Source organism: Bradyrhizobium sp. ISRA436 (assembly GCF_029910015.1).
Classification (GTDB): Bacteria; Pseudomonadota; Alphaproteobacteria; order Rhizobiales; family Xanthobacteraceae; genus Bradyrhizobium.
This window is the reverse complement of sequence record NZ_CP094519.1, coordinates 3859139-3875610: the sequence shown is the minus strand read 5'-3', so window position 1 is coordinate 3875610 and position 16472 is coordinate 3859139. Positions and strand designations below refer to the sequence as shown.

At 61.1% G+C, this 16472-nt stretch carries 15 protein-coding genes and 3 pseudogenes; 11 read left to right on the top strand and 7 right to left on the bottom strand.

What is annotated here, in order from left to right; all coding sequences use genetic code 11:
* Positions 1–25: 25 nt before the first annotated feature.
* The 3 genes from MTX23_RS18350 to MTX23_RS18340 all read right to left on the bottom strand — a co-directional run bounded on the left by MTX23_RS18350 (position 26) and on the right by MTX23_RS18340 (position 3287).
* On the bottom strand, positions 26–1015 hold the full coding sequence (locus tag MTX23_RS18350) for an ABC transporter permease (RefSeq protein WP_280990740.1): 990 nt from the start codon (positions 1013–1015) through the stop codon (positions 26–28).
* Positions 1012–2427, bottom strand: coding sequence for a sugar ABC transporter ATP-binding protein (locus MTX23_RS18345; RefSeq protein WP_280971620.1), 1416 nt, complete (start codon positions 2425–2427; stop codon positions 1012–1014). The genes MTX23_RS18350 and MTX23_RS18345 overlap by 4 nt, the downstream gene beginning before the upstream one ends.
* Positions 2428–2567: 140 nt before the next feature.
* The gene (locus MTX23_RS18340) at positions 2568–3287 is read right to left on the bottom strand and encodes a GntR family transcriptional regulator (protein ID WP_280971619.1); all 720 of its coding nucleotides are present in this window, start codon (positions 3285–3287) and stop codon (positions 2568–2570) included.
* Between the two features lie 182 nt (positions 3288–3469).
* Here MTX23_RS18340 and MTX23_RS18335 point away from each other — a divergent pair, with 182 nt between their 5' ends.
* Both MTX23_RS18335 and MTX23_RS18330 read left to right on the top strand, forming a co-directional pair.
* Entirely contained in the window at positions 3470–4342 is an 873-nt protein-coding gene (locus tag MTX23_RS18335; protein WP_280971618.1) for an SMP-30/gluconolactonase/LRE family protein, read from the top strand.
* A 76-nt stretch (positions 4343–4418) separates the two neighbouring features.
* Entirely contained in the window at positions 4419–5456 is a 1038-nt protein-coding gene (locus MTX23_RS18330; protein WP_280971617.1) for a sugar ABC transporter substrate-binding protein, read from the top strand.
* 9 nt (positions 5457–5465) lie between these two features.
* Here MTX23_RS18330 and MTX23_RS18325 read toward each other — a convergent pair.
* Positions 5466–6226: pseudogene (locus MTX23_RS18325) on the bottom strand (IS5 family transposase).
* 152 nt (positions 6227–6378) lie between these two features.
* On the opposite strand from MTX23_RS18325, the gene MTX23_RS18320 reads away from it, so the two are divergent.
* From MTX23_RS18320 to MTX23_RS18310, 3 genes are read left to right on the top strand one after another with little or no spacing between them, the layout of a single operon-like run.
* Positions 6379–7881, top strand: a complete 1503-nt coding sequence (locus MTX23_RS18320) for a sugar ABC transporter ATP-binding protein (RefSeq protein WP_280971616.1) — start codon at positions 6379–6381, stop codon at positions 7879–7881.
* Complete coding sequence (locus MTX23_RS18315) at positions 7881–8885, top strand: ABC transporter permease (protein ID WP_280971615.1); 1005 nt, start codon at positions 7881–7883, stop codon at positions 8883–8885. Before MTX23_RS18320 ends, MTX23_RS18315 begins: the two co-directional genes overlap by 1 nt.
* Positions 8882–9376 (top strand): lactoylglutathione lyase family protein, encoded by a 495-nt coding sequence (locus tag MTX23_RS18310; RefSeq protein ID WP_280971614.1) that lies wholly within the window; start codon positions 8882–8884, stop codon positions 9374–9376. The genes MTX23_RS18315 and MTX23_RS18310 overlap by 4 nt, the downstream gene beginning before the upstream one ends.
* Here MTX23_RS18310 and MTX23_RS36385 read toward each other — a convergent pair.
* Both MTX23_RS36385 and dinB read right to left on the bottom strand, forming a co-directional pair.
* Complete coding sequence (locus MTX23_RS36385; RefSeq protein ID WP_348637571.1) at positions 9367–9663, bottom strand: tetratricopeptide repeat protein; 297 nt, start codon at positions 9661–9663, stop codon at positions 9367–9369. The two genes, MTX23_RS18310 and MTX23_RS36385, sit on opposite strands and share 10 nt — an antisense overlap.
* Before the next feature lie 51 nt (positions 9664–9714).
* Positions 9715–10680 (bottom strand): annotated as a pseudogene (dinB, locus tag MTX23_RS18305) (DNA polymerase IV); the annotation flags it as partial.
* 468 nt (positions 10681–11148) lie between these two features.
* Here dinB and MTX23_RS18300 point away from each other — a divergent pair.
* The 6 genes from MTX23_RS18300 to MTX23_RS18275 all read left to right on the top strand — a co-directional run bounded on the left by MTX23_RS18300 (position 11149) and on the right by MTX23_RS18275 (position 16156).
* Positions 11149–11370, top strand: coding sequence for a hypothetical protein (locus tag MTX23_RS18300; protein ID WP_280971613.1), 222 nt, complete (start codon positions 11149–11151; stop codon positions 11368–11370).
* Between the two features lie 53 nt (positions 11371–11423).
* Positions 11424–11804, top strand: a complete 381-nt coding sequence (locus MTX23_RS18295) for a hypothetical protein (RefSeq protein ID WP_280971612.1) — start codon at positions 11424–11426, stop codon at positions 11802–11804.
* Positions 11805–12546: 742 nt separating this feature from the next.
* Positions 12547–12999 carry a MarR family transcriptional regulator gene (locus tag MTX23_RS18290; protein ID WP_280971611.1) on the top strand — a complete coding sequence of 151 codons (453 nt, stop codon included), beginning with the start codon at positions 12547–12549 and terminating at the stop codon, positions 12997–12999.
* Between the two features lie 90 nt (positions 13000–13089).
* A complete protein-coding gene (locus MTX23_RS18285; protein ID WP_280971610.1) occupies positions 13090–14274 on the top strand; it encodes an HlyD family secretion protein in 1185 nt (394 codons plus the stop codon).
* The gene (locus tag MTX23_RS18280) at positions 14274–15806 is read left to right on the top strand and encodes a DHA2 family efflux MFS transporter permease subunit (protein ID WP_280971609.1); all 1533 of its coding nucleotides are present in this window, start codon (positions 14274–14276) and stop codon (positions 15804–15806) included. The genes MTX23_RS18285 and MTX23_RS18280 overlap by 1 nt, the downstream gene beginning before the upstream one ends.
* Before the next feature lie 149 nt (positions 15807–15955).
* On the top strand, positions 15956–16156 hold the full coding sequence (locus MTX23_RS18275; RefSeq protein ID WP_280985425.1) for a DUF2905 domain-containing protein: 201 nt from the start codon (positions 15956–15958) through the stop codon (positions 16154–16156).
* A gap of 67 nt (positions 16157–16223) precedes the next feature.
* On the opposite strand, the pseudogene MTX23_RS18270 reads toward MTX23_RS18275, so the two are convergent.
* Positions 16224–16429: pseudogene (locus MTX23_RS18270) on the bottom strand (methyltransferase); the annotation flags it as partial.
* Positions 16430–16472: the final 43 nt, after the last annotated feature.

Genomic DNA, 16472 nt, shown 5'->3' with positions numbered 1-16472 from the left:
ATCTTCGCTGCACAAGAAACGCGACCTAACGCGAACGACCGCGCACGAGCATGTCGAGCGCGACCGCGATCGTGAGCACCAAACCCGTGACAACCATCTGCCAATAGATCGACACCGCGAGCATGGTCATCGCGTTATTGATGAGCGCAACGAAGATCACGCCGAGAAAGGCGCCGAGCACCGTGCCTTCGCCCCCGCGCAGACTGGCGCCGCCGATAACCGCGGCAGCAAGCACCTGGAGCTCAAGCGCATTACCGGCCGTGGGCGTGCCGGCCATCAGGCGCGATGCGAGCAGCATGCCTGCCAGCGTCGCGAGCAGGCTCGAGGCCACGTAGGCCGAGATACGCACGCGGTCGACCGGAATGCCGGAGAGTCGGGCCGCCGTTTCATTGGCGCCGACGAAATAGAGTTGTCGCAGCGCGCGCGTGTGGCGGAGCGCAAGATCGGCCACCAGAACGATCAGGCCCATGATCACGACCGTCAGCGGGACACCGGCGATGTCCGTGCCGCCGACAAAGCCGAAGGAGGAAGGCAAACCGCTGACGGAAAAGCCGTCAGTCAGGACCAGGGCGATGCCGCGAGCGGCCGAGAGCGTACCGAGTGTTGCGACAAGCGGGTTAACGCCAACCCGGGTCACCAGAATCCCGTTGGTCGCGCCGACCACTGCGCCGACCAACATGGTCGCCGCCAACGCGAGCGCGATCGGCAGGCCCTTGACCACAAGCAGCGCCAGCACCGTGCCCGTCAATGCCATGACCGAGCCGACCGAAAGGTCGAATCCGCCGGACACGAGCAGGAGGGTCATGCCCACTGCGATGATTGCGGTCGGCGCGAGTCCGATTGCCATTGCACGGAAGTTGGCGGCTGTCAGGAAGTACGGACTTGCGAATGACATCGCCGCGACGACGGCTGCGATCAAAACGACGAGCGTAATTTCCCGGGCCTCGACGATTCGTCTAAGCCTGAAGGCTTCATTTCCGCGCGGCCAGTGGATGGAATGCTGAAGGGCCTTCATGACACTCGTTCCGATGCTTGCGGCGCTGACGCGATCCCCGATGCCAGGGCCATCACTCGCTCCTGACTTGCCTCTGAGCGCGGAAGCTCGCCGGCGATGGCACCGTTGCGCATGACCAGCACGCGATCCGACAGACCGAGAAGCTCGGGCAAATCCGAAGAAATGACGAGGATTGCAGCGCCTTCCGATGCAAGCCGGCGCAACTCGGCGTGGATTTCGGCCTTGGCTGCCACGTCCACACCCTTGGTAGGCTCGTCGACAATCAGGATGCGCGGTTCGGTGACGAGCCACTTTCCAAGCAACGTCTTCTGCTGGTTGCCGCCGCTCAGATGACGCATCGCCTGATCGAGGCTCGCCGTGCGGATACGCAGCCGGTGCACGGTCGTGCGGGCCAGTTCGTCTCTTCGCCTGCGATCGAGGAGGCCAAAGCGCGATACGCCCGACAGGGATGCAGCGACGATGTTGTCGGCCAGCGATTTGTCGAGAAAGAGACCCTCGCTCTTCCGGTCGCCGGGTAGATAGGCGATTCCGTGCCGGATCGCTGCGCCCACGCTGTCGAGAGAGACGGGATGGCCGTCGATCAGAATGCGCCCGGCGTCGATCAGGCGCGCGCCAACCAGCGCCTTGCCGAGTTCGCTCCGTCCCGCGCCCATCAGTCCGGCAAGGCCAACGATCTCACCTTGACGCAGCGCCAATCCGACGTCGTGGAAATGCCCGGGAGCCGACAAGCGTTCCGCGCGCAGCAGCTCGGCGCCGGTGGCGGCCGCGCCGGAGACAGCAGCATCATCTGCGATTTCGTGGCCTACCATGTGACGGACGATCTCGTCCGCCGTGACTGCATCGGCAAGCCATGTCCCAATTTTGTGCCCGTCGCGCATGACGGTAATGCGATCGGCAATCGCCAGGATCTCGCTCATCTGATGGCTGATGTAGATGATCGCGATGCCGCGATCCCGCAGCCGGCGTAGAAGATCGAACAATGTGTGCACCTCGCGTGCCGTCAGTGACGACGTCGGCTCGTCGAGCAGCAGCAAGCGCGCCCGCAACGACAATGCCTTGGCGATTTCGACGAGTTGCCGTGTTGGCGTGTCGAGCGAAGCGACGGATCGCTTGACATCGACGTCTACGCCAAGTTCGGAGAGCAGCTGATGGGCACGTTCGTAAAGCCTGCTCCAGCGAATGATTCCACCCGGCAAGGTCGGCGGGTGATTGGCGTAGATGTTTTCGGCAATGCTGACCGCGGGAACGACGCTCAGCTCCTGAAACACCGTGGCGATCCCGAGATCCTGTGCCTGGCGAGGCGAAGCAAGTTGGATCGGCGCGCCATCAATGCGGATTTCGCCTGCATCAGGCGCAAACACGCCGGAGAGCATGTTCATGACCGTCGATTTGCCGGCGCCGTTCTCGCCCACGATGGCATGGATCTCGCCAGGCCAGACGTCGAGCGAGAGATTGATGACGGCGGGAATGCCGTTGAACGCCTTGCTGAGGCCGCGCAATTCCACCCGTGCTGCGTGGTCGTCGGGAGAGAGATGACGGGCCTCGGCGGGTGTCATGGAGTCGAGCCAAGCTTTGCGAGCGGCGGCGGGCCGCGCGAAGCGGAATCGGCCGCGGCGATGTCTTCGATGTTGCGCGTGTAGGCGGATCGTGTGCGTTCGATGTGGCGATCGAGAATCACCATCACGTCGTCCTCCTGCTCACGCCTGATTGCGTCGAGGATCTGCTTGTGTTCCTCGTAGGAAAGACGCGTGTGATCGGGGCGCGTCGCAAGATGGGTGCGCAGCGCGGCGACCTTCGGCACGATGCGATGATACGCATCGGCAAAGTAACGGTTGCCGCAATTGGCGAAGAACTCTTCGTGGAAGGCGCTGTCGAGTCGAAGATAGGCGCGTTCGTCACCGCTGACGCGCGTCTCGTCCATCTGCCTGCAAACCTTGGCCAAGCCATCAACGAGTCGAGCCCGGTTGCGCGCGATCGCAAGGTGGAGCGCGGCCGCTTCGAGGGTCTGCCGCAGTTCGCAGATCTCGATCACCTCCACCGCGCTCAATGTGAAAACGAACGTACCCGACTGCGGAACGATGGTGACGAGCCCCTCCATCCGCAGATGTGCCAGCGCCTCACGGACTGGCGTCTTGCTGATCCCGAACGAGGCGGCGAGCTGGCTCTCGGACACGGCCGAACCGAGCGGCAGCGTGCCCTCGATGATGGCCGTGCGGATTTGCTGCAGGGCAATCGCTGCAAGGGAGGCGGGCCGCTCAATGACGGAAACCATGTGCGGAGACACCTCTGGCTTTGGCGCGATGGCTGGCGGTGAGCCGCTCAGAATCGTCGTTCATCCGAAGAGCGATATTGCAGACGCAAGGTATCAGATCTAAGATAGCAGTCAAGCACAGGGGCAGTGGCTGCAAATTGGCTGTGCAACTTCCTCAGTTCGGCCCCGTGGAGCGAAGTCCGATGAGTGAAGTGCGTCTCGTCGTAGACTGCCGAAATGTGCTCGGCGAGGGGCTGACGTGGGACCCGAGCGAGCGGCGTCTCTACTGGGTCGATATCGAGTCGTGCGAAATCTGGAGCCTCGATCCGGCTACGGGGCAAACTTCGTCGCAGAAGGCGTCAGAGCGGGTCGCTTGTCTCGCACCACGCCCGCGCGGCGGCTTGATCGTTGCGTTCGCCTCGGGCTTGGCGCTGTACGATCCTGCAACTCGAGAGCGCAAGGATCTGGCTGCGTTCGAGCCTGACAATCCGAACACGCGACTCAACGACGGCCGCACCGACCGCCAAGGGCGATTGGTTGCGGGTGGATTCGACGAGATGGAAGGGAAGTTCGTATCGAGCGTTGTTCGAATAGATCAGGACTATCGCGTTACAACGCTCTTAAGACGCATTGCGTGCGCGAACGGCATCTGCTTCAGCGCAGACGGCCGGACGATGTATTTCGCGGACTCGCCGGCGCGGACCATCTGGGCCTACGACTACGATGATCGAACGGGCGCCGTCAGCAATCGACGCGTGCTCAACCGTTTTGAAGACCAGCCGGGGCTACCGGACGGCTCCTGTATCGACGCCGAGGGCTTCATCTGGAACGCACAATGGAATGGGCGTCGCGTGGTGCGGTTCACGCCAGACGGACGGATCGACCGCATTGTGCCTGTCCCAGTGCTTAACCCGACTTGCGTGACCTTCGGAGGCGAGGACCTAGACACGCTCTATATCACCACAGCGCGCTATCTGATGACACCCGAACAGATTGCGGCGGAGCCGCAATCTGGTGCGCTCTTTGCCATCAAGCCCGGCGTAAGGGGTGTCCCCGACAAACCGTTTCTTGGCTGATGCGCCGGATCCGGGCTTCCACACCAAAAACGATCGAACTCATAAGTGGAGCAAACACCAAAACGGGAGGATGTGAATGGCTCGAGGAAGCAAATTATTGGCGACCATCGCCGCCATGTTCGCGCTGGGGACAACGAGTGGTGCACCAGCGGATGAATATCCCGCGCCGAAACCACTGAAGCCGGAAGCGCAAGCTCCGATCAAGGACTTCAAAGGTTCGAAGGGCGCGCGGATCGCCTACATGCCGCCGGCAACCGAGTTCAACTACTACATCGCGATCGGCGAGGGCATCAAGGACGTGGCGGCCGAGCACGGGATCCAAACCTTCATGCTGGCGCCACAGAGCGGGGCCGACATCAATGGCCAGATGGGCATGATCCAGGACGTCATCAATCAGGGCGTCGCCGCGATCATCCTGTCCACGCATGACGAGCATGCCGCCGCGCCATTGGTCAAGCGTGCGGTGGGGCAGGGCATCGCGGTCGTGATTGTCAATTCCGACATCGCGGATTTCCCGACCCCCATCCACGCGGTGGTCGGCTACTCGCAGCGAAATGGGACGCACGAGGAGGGCGAGTACGCGCTCAAGCTCGTCGGTGACAAGCCGATGATGGTCGGTATTCTTGAAGGCCAGCCCGGCTATCATTCGACGGAGCGCGTCGGGGGATTTCTCGATGCCATCAAGGGCTCCAAGCTGAAAGTTGTGGCAAGCCTCGATGGCAAGTGGAACGTCGAAGGCGGCAATGCCGCCGCAATGGACATGTTGCAGGCGCATCCGGACATTCAGATGATCTTTGCCGCCAATGACTATGAGATCCTCGGTGCCGCGCAGGCCGCAAAGGCGCTGGGTCGGAAGAACCTTCTGTTGTTTGGCAATGACGGCGATACGGGAGCCGGGCTCGAGCCGATCGCCGCGGGCACCGTGACCGCGACGGTGGATACGACCCCCTACGTGATGGGTCAGATCGCTCTACAAGTCACAGCGGATGTGCTCGACAACAAATATCGCGGCGGGTGGGTCGAGACGCCCACGCGTATTGTGGATAAGAGCAACGTACTCGACGTGCTGCGGCATCCCGAGGTGCTCTATCCCAAGCCTTCGAAGAAGTACTAGGGTTCAGACTCAATTGATCCAATAGGCGACGATGGCGGCGAGGTGCACGGCAGCCAAGAAGTTTCTGGCAAGTTTGTCGTAGCGAGTTGCGACACGCCTGAAGTCCTTGAGGCGGCAGAAACAGCGCTCGATGACGTTGCGTCCCTTATAGGCGCGTTTGTTGAAGCTGTGGAGGATGACCCTGTTGGATTTGTTTGGAATGACGGGCTTGGCACCACGATCGACGATTTCGGCGCGAAAGCCGTCGCCGTCGTATCCTTTGTCGCCGATGAGGGCAGACATGGGTGGCGCGAGTTCCAAAAGGGCCGGCGCGGCGGCAATATCTGCGTCCTGGCCTGGAGTGAGATGAAATGCGCAAGGTCTGCAATCAGGGTCGCTCAGCGCGTGGATTTTCGTGGTCCGCCCGCCGCGCGAGGAGCCGATCGCCTGTTCATGCTCCCCCCTTTTCCGCCGCTCGCCGAGCGATGCGCTTTGATCGAGGTGGAATCGATGGACAAAGTCACGCCATCCTTTCCGCAGCGGGCGAGCGCTTCAAAGATCGCCTGCCAATGTCCGCGCTTGGCCCAGCGATTAAAGCGATTGTAGATCGTCGTGTAAGGACCATAGTCGGGCGGACAATCGCGCCAGCGTGCGCCGCACTGAAGCATGTGAATGATACCGCTGATAATGCGTCGATCGTCATCGCGCGCCGGGCCAGTCTGGTTCGTTGGCAGATGCGGCTTAATCTGAGCCCACTGCTTGTCGTTCAGCCAGAACAGCCCCTTGCGCACCTAACTCCCCCGTGCCGAATCAATCCAACGCGAGGGAATCAGAAATCGCTAATTAGGTACAGACCCTAAGCTGAACCCGGATCGCGCGTCTGCTTGACCGCGGTCCGGTGATCGGCCGCCGAACCAACACAGACAAACGCGCCGGAAGGTCCATGATCATGCCGGAATCCATGGCTTGGGAGCTGCGCCGCATCCGAAAAACGTTTGGGCCTGCCGTGGCCAATGACGACGTGTCGCTTCTGCTGCGCGCGGGCGAAATCCACGGCTTGGTGGGCGAGAACGGCTCGGGAAAATCCACGCTGATCAAGACGCTCAGCGGTGCACACCAACCGGATTCCGGTGAGGTGCTGTGTGCCGGCGAGCCGGTTCAGTTGGATAGTCCGCTTGCGGCGCGAGCGCTCGGCGTCGCCACCGTGTTCCAGGAATTCTCTCTCGTGCCGGATTTGACAGTTGCCGAAAACATCCTGCTTGGGCGCTGGCCGGGACGGGCTTACCGCCTGGACTGGCGTTCGATGCGGGAGACCGCGAAGACGGTGCTCGATGGGCTAGGAATCGCGATTGCAACCGATGCATTGGTGCGCGAACTTTCGAAGGCGCATCAGCAGATGATCGAAATCGCCAAGGCGATGGCCGCGCGCGCCAACCTGTTCGTGCTGGATGAGCCGACCACGGCACTTGGAGCGTCCGAGGCCGGTCATCTCCATGACCTGTTGCTGCGGATGCGGGAGGCTGGCGCCGCGATTCTCTATGTCTCCCACCGACTCGACGAGGTGGTGCGTTTGGCTGACGTCGTTACCGTGATGCGCAATGGCCGTATCGTCAGCCCAGCCGATGCGACGCCGCTCGATGTCGCGGCGATCATCAAGCTGATGATCGGGGAGGAGGTTCGCGAGCACTATGGCAAAGTGTCTGCAAATGCCGGCGAGCCGCTCCTTGAGGTGGTGGATATTTCGACGGAGCGCGGCGTGCGCGGCGTGAGTTTCACGCTTCGCCGTGGCGAAGTGCTGGGGCTCGGCGGCATGCTGGGGGCCGGCCGGAGCGAGATCGCGGGGGCGCTGTTCGGCGTCGATCGGCTAACATCCGGCGAGATCCGCCGCAATGGGCGATCGCTGCAGCTGCGCTCCCCTGCTGACGCGGTTGCCGCGGGAATCGCGCTGCTGGCCGAGGACCGCAAGGCCGACGGCCTGTTCTTCAACCTGACCGGCGCCCGGAACATGACCACCGCCACACTTGGGGCTTATGGCCGCGCTTTGTGGTTCGATCTGGAGCAGGAGCAACGGACGAGCCGAGCCTTGATCGAGCGATTAAGGATCGCACCTCAGGCGGAATATGAGCTGCCCGACCGCCTCTCGGGCGGCAATCAGCAAAAGCTGCTGCTTGGGCGTTGGCTTGGTGCTGGAGCGGACGTGTTCATTCTCGACGAACCGACGCAGGGGATCGACGTTGGAGCCAAGGTCGCGATCTACCACTTGATCAATGAACTGGTCCGCGCCGGAAAAGGCGTGATCCTGATCAGCTCCGACGACAAGGAACTATTCTCGATATCCGACCGGATCGCGATCGTACAGCGCGGACGCATCGCTCGCTTTGCAGAAGCTTCCGAGTTGCGCAAGGCGGATCTGCTGGAGACCACTGCAGGAGGGATGAACGTCTGATGCGGCGCTATTTGAACCATCCGCTGACCGGCCCCGCTGTCGCGACACTCATCGTCGCACTGATTGTGCTGTCCACGACGGACCGCTTCCTCACAGCCGGCAATCTCAGCAATCTTGCCCTGCAGGTCAGCATTGTTGCAATCGTCGCGATTGGTTCTACCCTCGTGATCTTTGTCGGGGGAATCGATCTCAGCCCGGGCTCGATGATTGCGCTGCTCACCATGCTGCTGGGCAGCATGCTCAAATTCTGGGGCGTGGAGTTTTGGGTTGCCGTCGTGTTGACGCTCATAATCGGTGCTGCTCTCGGCGGTATCAATGGATTCGTCACCGCATACTTGCGAATTCCTGCCTTTATCACGACTCTTGCCGGGCTCAGTGCCTATCGCGGCCTCGCTTTCATGTTCAACAACGGTTCACCGATCTTTGACGCTTCGGACCGCCTGGAGCCGTTGTTCTACGGCCATGTGCTCGGCATGCCGCTGCCGCTCGTTTATGTCGTTCTCTCGTTCGCTGCTGCCCACTGGCTGATGCGTCACATGCGGCTCGGACGCGAGATCTATGCTGTCGGCGGAAATGCGAATGCCGCCTATCTTTCGGGCCTCAAGGTTCGCCGCACGCAGCTGCTCGCTTTCGCTATCGCGGGCTTCATGGCCGCGGTTGGGGCCGTCCTGATGGCCGCACGCCTGAACTCCGGTTCGCCCAACTACGGCACGGGGCTTGAGTTGCAAGCCATTGCCGCCGCAGTGATTGGCGGTGCCAGCCTCGCAGGCGGCCGCGGCGATGTCGTAGCGACGCTGTTTGGCGCTTTGACAATTACGATCGTTCAGAACGGCCTCAATCTCAACGCCATCCAGACCTCGACGCAGAATGTGGTGATCGGCGTGATCATCGTCCTTGCCGTCGGCATTGACATGTGGCGCGACGAGATCGGCCGCCTGCAGTTTCTCGCAAGGTTGCGCTGGCCGGCTCGCCGCGCCCCGAGCAAAGAGGAGGAATATCCATGACCTATCCGCGGGCTTTCAATCATATCGGTCTTTCGGTGCCCGATGTCGACGCGGCATTCAAATGGTACACGGAGGTGCTCGGACTTTATCCGATCATGAAGCCGACGACGATCACCAAAGACGACAGCGCAATCGGACAAATGTGCACGGATGTCTTCGGCCCTGACTGGACGAGTTTTCGCATCTGCCATCTCGCGACGGCCGACAAGATCGGCATCGAGTTGTTTGCCTTCCCGAGCAATGTCAAGCCTGACAATAACCTCGAATACTGGAAGACCGGTATCTTCCATTTCTGCATCACCGATCCGGACGTGGAAGCCTTGGCCAGCAAGATCGTTGTGAACGGTGGCAAGCAACGCATGCCGGTCCGGCACTATTATCCCGGAGAGAAGCCGTATCGCATGGTGTACTGTGAAGATCCCTGGGGCAACATCGTTGAGATTTATTCGCATTCTTATGAACTGACTTATTCCGCTGGCGCTTACCAGTAGGGGTCGGCCAGCGCCGCGTCGTATTCATGCAGACCGTAGTAGGCGACGCCGCGGTTGTTGTAGGCCCAGCCATATGGCGGATCGATCCTGATCGCCTCGGTGCAATCCGCAATGGTCGAGTCGTGATCCTCTTTGCTTTCGTAGGCCTCACACCGGTGCGCAAAAGGCCAGGCGTCCTTCGGGCTGAGCTTGACGGCCTGGCCGTAGTCGGCAATCGCTCGGTCGTAATCCTTCCTGTTGAAGGAGCCGCGGCCTCGGTTCTTGAAGGCCTCGACGCGTTCTGCCATCTGCTCGCTTGCATCGTCGATGATGCGGCTCATATCAGACCAAACAACCGCGAGGTCTGCGCGGGTCGCGACAGCCGAAGAAACGGATCGGCTGCGCGTGATGATTTCGAAGTCGGCGAACTTCACCTTGAGCGTAACCGTTCGCCCCCGACTCCTCACCGTCTCGCAGTGTCGCCAGACCTTGTCGATCAGGGGCTGAAGCTCTGCGACCATCGCGTCGAATTCTGTCAGGTCGCTGAAGAACGTGTTCTCGGCACCGACGGACTTGCGCACGCGGTTGGCCCGTACGAGGCGTTCGTCGATACCGCGCGAAATCCAGTAGTAGGTCCCGGACTTGCCCAAGTTCTCCTGCAGGAAGGCGAGGGACTGGTTGCGGATGTCGAGGCCGGTCCAGATCCCGAACGCGTTGAACTTGGCGGCGGTTGTCGGCCCGATGCCGTGAAACTTCCCGACCGGTAGCTTCTCGACGAAGTTCGGCCCCATCTCCGGCGCGATGACGTACTGACCGTTAGGTTTGCGGTGATCGGAGGCGAGTTTCGCCAGGAACTTGTTGTAGGAGATACCCGCAGGGGCGTTCAGGCCTGTCTCGGCCTTGATCTTCTCACGGATCCGCAATGCGACGTCTCTGGCCAGCGGGATGCCTTGCAAATTTTCGGTTACGTCAAGGTAGGCCTCGTCGAGCGACAGCGGCTCGATGATCACCGTGTGCTCGGCAAGGATTTCGCGGATCTGCAGGCTGATCGCCTTGTAAACCTCGCAGCGCGGCTTGACGAAGACTAGGCACTGTCGCTCCGCGGTGATCGACTGCATCGCAGAGCGGACGCCAAACTTCCGCGCTTCATAGCTCGCGGCTGCCACGACACCTCGCTCGGCCGAACCGCCTACCGCGACCGGCTTCCCGCAGAGGTTGGGATTGTCGCGCTGCTCGACCGACGCGTAGAAGGCCTCCATGTCGATGTGAATGATCTTGCGGTGCGACGCCCGCGCGAGGTCCGTTTCCTGTTCGGAAGAGAGCATGACCGGATACTACAAGAGCGTGAAGCCACTCGAGACTATTTTGGCCGAGACGAGTAGGGCCGCCAGGTCGTTGGATCCGCTGGCGGAAAGGGGCCTGTCAACCCTGCTGAAACGATTGATCTTTCTGAGATAAAACCTTGAAAAGCTACGGTGGAGGCCACGGAGGACGCGTTCGAACAGTTCGCTGAACTGCACGATAAGGCGAATGCCGCGCTTGCCGAAGGGTATCAGTTCGACAACGCGAGCTTTCCAGTGAGGCTGTCCTCGCTGCGGCGCTTAGGTACCGCGCTCCATTTCACATATCCATCAGGGAAATTTGTCCCGAATGCTCCAACGGACTGATTGCGAGCCGCGCGATCGGTCCGCGGGCGCCGTCTTCCGCTCGCACGTTCTTCTCTTGAAAGTTGGTGAGGTCAGTTGGATACTGGAGCGAGGTCCTTGGCTACCAGCTATCCGAGGAGAATGATCATGGCGATTCAGATCGTGATGGACCGCGCCGGCGACAGGCGGCACCGTTTCAGTCCGGATGATGCAGAAGAACTGGCGAAAGCGGAGCAGAGGTTTTACGAGCTTACCAATGCCGGCTTCACCGCAGCGGTTCGGACAGGTCCCGGTCAGACCTCGCACCTCCGATCATTTGACCCTACTGCGGAAGAAACCCTATTCTTCCCCAGGCTCGTCGGCGGTTAATCGGCCCGGCCATGTTCGGCTTTCGATCGTCGCCGCCAAGCAGCCGCTCCCGCATGAGAGCGGTGAGAGCCCTCTTCATCGTCCACGGCGCCGAGCGCACACCGGAGGGGCGCTCGCTGCTGCTCTTGCTGAACTGGCTGTCACCGGCGCAGCGGGAGCAGTTCACCCAAATGGGCTACTTCGACGTCCTGGGAAGCGATAGCGGAAAGCGGTACAGGATCCATGCCGGGGCCTCGGTGAACGTATGCGAGATCGACCAAAGAGGCCGTCTGCAAGAAGGGTTGTGTTTCATGCCGATCGGCGCTCTGCCGATCGGAGACGTCATGCTCGCCCAAAAGGTCGCGCTGGAAACTTGCGAGGGCGAGGTGCGCTGCATAGCCAGAAGGTTCACTCCGAACCGCTTCCATTTCAGGCAAACCCGGCCCCTCGGGTGACGACCCGGACCGTGTCGTTGCTGCCGCTCAGCCGCTTTATGCCGACTTGCGCTGCTCCGGGCAGTAGTGAATTGCTGCGTACTGTGGAACCCAACCGTAGCTTTTCACATGATCGCCGGAGAGCGCAACGAAATCAACGTCGTGCAGAGGAGGGGATGTCCGTCGACGAAGTAAAAGCGCAGCACCCCGTTCACTCGCGCCTGCTCGCGGAGGATGTTCGGGAAGTCCGAATCCCATACCCAGTCATGAGCAGTTGGGAGCTCCGAATATCGCTACGGAGTGGCTCAACAAACGGTTTTGAAATGGGCAATAGCGGAGTGCGGTAAATTTCCCCATTTACATCGTTGAGCACGCGCACATAGCAATGCTTGCCCTCTAAACCCGACCTCGCGAGCCGCAATTCCTCGGCAAGTGCGTCAGCCGGTCCCGCGCTCCTTCTGTGTTTCCAGGATCATTCCTTCGCTGGCTCTCCGGATGATCCCCAACTAGGAGATCGAAGTAGAACCCGGGCATCGCTCGTCCTTTTAATGACGTCCCAACGCCGAGCTGGCCTACAGGTTCCTAAAGCCATGGCGCCTCTGTTCGATGCCATGCGATAGGACAAGCCAGACTTGCCCGCACCGGGCGATGGAATCTTAAGCTTGCTTACCATCTCCTCGGTGTGACCTGGCAGCCGAGGGAACGATCTCAAGGCCTTCGAAGCCCTCCGAAGCCCCGGCCTGACGCCAGCGTCCGGAGGCATATGTCGACCGATCTCGACCACGATCTACTGATCCAGCTCTATGATGTGGCGCGGCACATGCGCACCTACGCTGATCAGCTCGCGCGCCAGATGGGCATGACCCGAGCGCAGATGATCATCCTAGCTCGTCTCGAGCGCCAGCCGGACATTTCTCAAAATGAGCTCGCGGCTGCTGCGGAGGTTGCCCCGATGACGATCGGGCGTCTGATCGACCGTCTTGAAGAAATGGGCCTCGTCAAGCGTTGCGGTGATCCTGGCGACCGCCGCGCCTGGCGCCTGCGATTGACGCCGGCGGCTATCCCGATCCTGCGCGAGATCGAGCGGGCGCGGGCCAAGCTGCACCTCGAAATTACCCAAGGCATCGAGCCCGCTGTGCTCGGCGCGATGTCGCAAGGTTTGAGGCAAATGAAGGGAAACCTGAGCGGACGTCGGCTTATGAAGGCCTCCGCATAAGGAGCTTGCATGCCAAAATTAGTTGAGCGTCCTTCGCAAGGCGGTGATGACCGCATGGCGGAGACGCACCCGAATAGTGATGAGAGAGGGATGGATGGCGCGGTTGCCCGGAGCCCGAATCGAAGCGAGCCTGCGCGCCCCGAAGAGAAGCCCGCAACCGAGCGGCCGGAACGGCAGTCGGCGGCCGCTGACCGCCCGGCCTCGCGCAGTGCGCGTCGCCGGCTGTTGACGCGTTGGGGGCTTTTTGCAGTTTTGCCCGTGATCTTGCTCGCCGGCGCCTACTGGTATGTGACCGGCGGCGAGGTGATGTCGACCGACGACGCTTACGTTAACGCCGACAAGGTCGGTCTCTCGACCGACGTCTCCGGCATTGTGCAGAAGGTCGACGTTAGCGAAAACCAGCACGTCAATGCCGGACAGGTGCTCTATCAGCTCGATCCCCGGCAGTTCCAGATCGCTCTCGACAGCGCCAGGGCCAATCTTGCGCAAACCAGCCTGACGATCGAGTCGATGAAAAAGGATTATGGCCGGATGCAGAGCGACATCAACGCCGAGCAGGCGCAGGTTGATCTCGATCAGGCAAATTATAACCGCTACGCCGCGCTAGTGAAGACGGATGCAGTCACGAAGGCCAACTATGACCAGGCCCGTTTCACGTTGCAATCCGATCAGAGCAAGCTGTCGTCTCTCAAGGGCCAGGCGGAGGTGCAACTCGCAAAACTCGGCGGCAATGCTGACATCGCGGTCACCGATCATCCAGAATACCGGCAGGCCAAGGCGCAGGTAGACGAAACCCAACGCGAGCTGGACCACGCCGTGGTGAAGGCTCCTTTCGCGGGAATCGTGACCGATGTGCCCGCGATTGCACCAGGAAAGTACCTGCAGGCCTCCACCACGGCATTCTATCTCGTCGCCACCGATCATGTTTGGGTCGATGCGAATCCAAAGGAAACCGAACTCACCTATGTGCGGCCTGGCCAGCCGGCGACGGTGACGGTCGACACCTATCCGGACAGGACGTGGCACGGCACGGTTGCGAGCATCAGCCCGGCGGCGGCCCAGGAGTTCCAGCTTCTGCCGGCGCAGAACACCAGCGGCAACTGGGTCAAGGTCGTGCAGCGCGTCCCCATGCGTGTGCGCGTTGACACCAGCGGCAGCCAGCAACCACCACTGCGGGCGGGCATGAGTGTGGAAGTCGCTGTTGACACCGGCCACGAGCGCGGCCTGCCGCACTTCCTCGCGTCCTTGTTTGGTGAGACGAATAGGAGCTCCTGATGGCAGATCCGCGCGCGGCCGTTGCCAATCGCGGGGCAATTACGCTCTGCGTCAGCATTGCCACGCTGATGCAGGCGCTCGACACCACGATCGCCAATGTCGCACTTCCGCACATCCAGGGCAGCGTCGCCGCAAGTCCGGATCAGATCGCGTGGGTGTTGACCTCCTACATCACGGCGGCTGCCATCATGACGCCTCCCACGGGGTACCTTGCCGGCCGCTTCGGGCTGAAGAGGCTGTTCCTGGTTGCGGTGGCTGGGTTCACCATCGCTTCGATGCTCTGCGGTGTCGCTCAATCACTCACTCAGATCGTTCTGTTTCGTATCCTGCAAGGCGCGTTCGGCGCCGCCCTCGTCCCGTTGTCGCAGTCCGTGCTGATCAACATCTATCCCAGCGAACGCCAGGGGTCCGCAATGGCACTGTTCGGGCTCGGAGTGATGGCCGGGCCCATTCTGGGTCCAGTGATCGGCGGCTGGCTCACCGACAGTTACAGCTGGCGGTACGTGTTCTATATCAACCTACCGATCGGCATTCTGTGTTTTCTTGGTCTGTCGGTATTTCTGCCTGATGCGCGACATCATTCGAACGCAAGGCTGGATTGGTTCGGTTTCGCCGCGCTGAGCGTCGCTGTCGGTGCGTTGCAGATCATGCTTGACCGCGGCGAGCAGAAGGATTGGTTCAGCTCCGGAGAAATCTGGATCGAGGCGATCGTAGCCGCCTCGGCGTTCTATCTTTTCCTCGTCCACACCTTCACCGCTGACAAACCCTTCGTCAGGCCCGCACTGTTCCGCGACCGCAATTTTGCCGCGGGTTCGCTCTTCATCGCGATCGTCGGTCTCACGTATTACGCCTCTCTGGCACTACAGCCGCCGTACCTGCAGGATCTGATGAATTACCCGGTCGTCACCTCGGGCCTGGTGATGGGGCCGCGAGGCATCGGCACCATGGCCGCCATGTTGGTCGTCGGAAGACTAACCGGAAGATTCGACACACGGTTACTACTGTTCATCGGGCTGGCGCTGACGGCTTATGCTTTCTACGTCATGAGCGGCTGGACGCCGGACGTCTCTGAGGGCGAGATCATCTGGGTTGGGGTGATCCAGGGAGCCGGTCTCGGCTTTCTTTTCCCGCCGCTCAGCGCGGTGGCATTGGCGACGCTGCCGCCGGACTGGCGTACCGAAGGCGCGGGCATCTACAATCTCGCGCGGAACATCGGCTCGAGCGTCGGCATCTCCATTGTAAATGCTCTGCTCGTCACCAACACGCAGGCCAATCACGCCGACATTTCAACCCACGTCACGGCGGTCAACCGCGCGTTTCAGAATCCGGCCGTTGCGCAGTTTTTGAGCCCATTCACCGCTGCCGGACGAGCTGCCCTCGATTCCGCTATTACCACGCAGGCGCAGATCATCGCCTATATCGACGATTACAAGCTCCTGATGATCGCAACGCTTATGGTGCTTCCACTGCTCATCGTGTTCCGCAAGCCACCTCCCAGGCAAAGCGGCGGCGAGACCGTGCTTGCTGACTGAGGATACAAGCCGTCCGAAAAGCGCTTGTGCAGCGTGAGGCCGTTAAATTCGTGTTAGACGGGAACGTCGATGACGAGGTGGCGTTGCGGGGAGAGGGGATAGCCGCGATTGAATCCGGGGGCGAAAGCGAACCGTAGAGATAACGTAAGATGTCGCGCACGCTTATTGTCGTCGGAATTGTCCTGATGGTCGCCGGAATCTGCTGGCCATTAATCGGCAGACTGGGCCTGGGGCAGCTGCCAGGCGATATTCTGATCCAACGGCAGAAGTTTTCGTTCTACTTTCCGCTCACGACATCGCTCATCATCAGCATCCTGCTGAGCATGGTCTTTTGGCTGATCAATCGATAGGTGATGTCCTTGGCCGGATCGCACGATCTCGATATGACCGGCAAGAGGATCTATGCCGATCACGTGGCCGTTCGGTCCGACGAGGCCGGCGACGAATTCCGCGAGCCGTCCGGTGCCGGTTCCGATATCGAGAACATGCTCGCCTGATCCGGTGGCGAGCGGCCCGATCAGGCACTTGCCGTGGCGGAACTGAACCAGGCCGGCTTCATCATAGGAGCGGGCGAGCCCCGGCGTGTCGTGTTCGAGACTGATCGCGCCGTCGGATTGCGGCATGTCGATGGGTCCATTGCTATTACGGCGTTGCGCCGACGTTCAG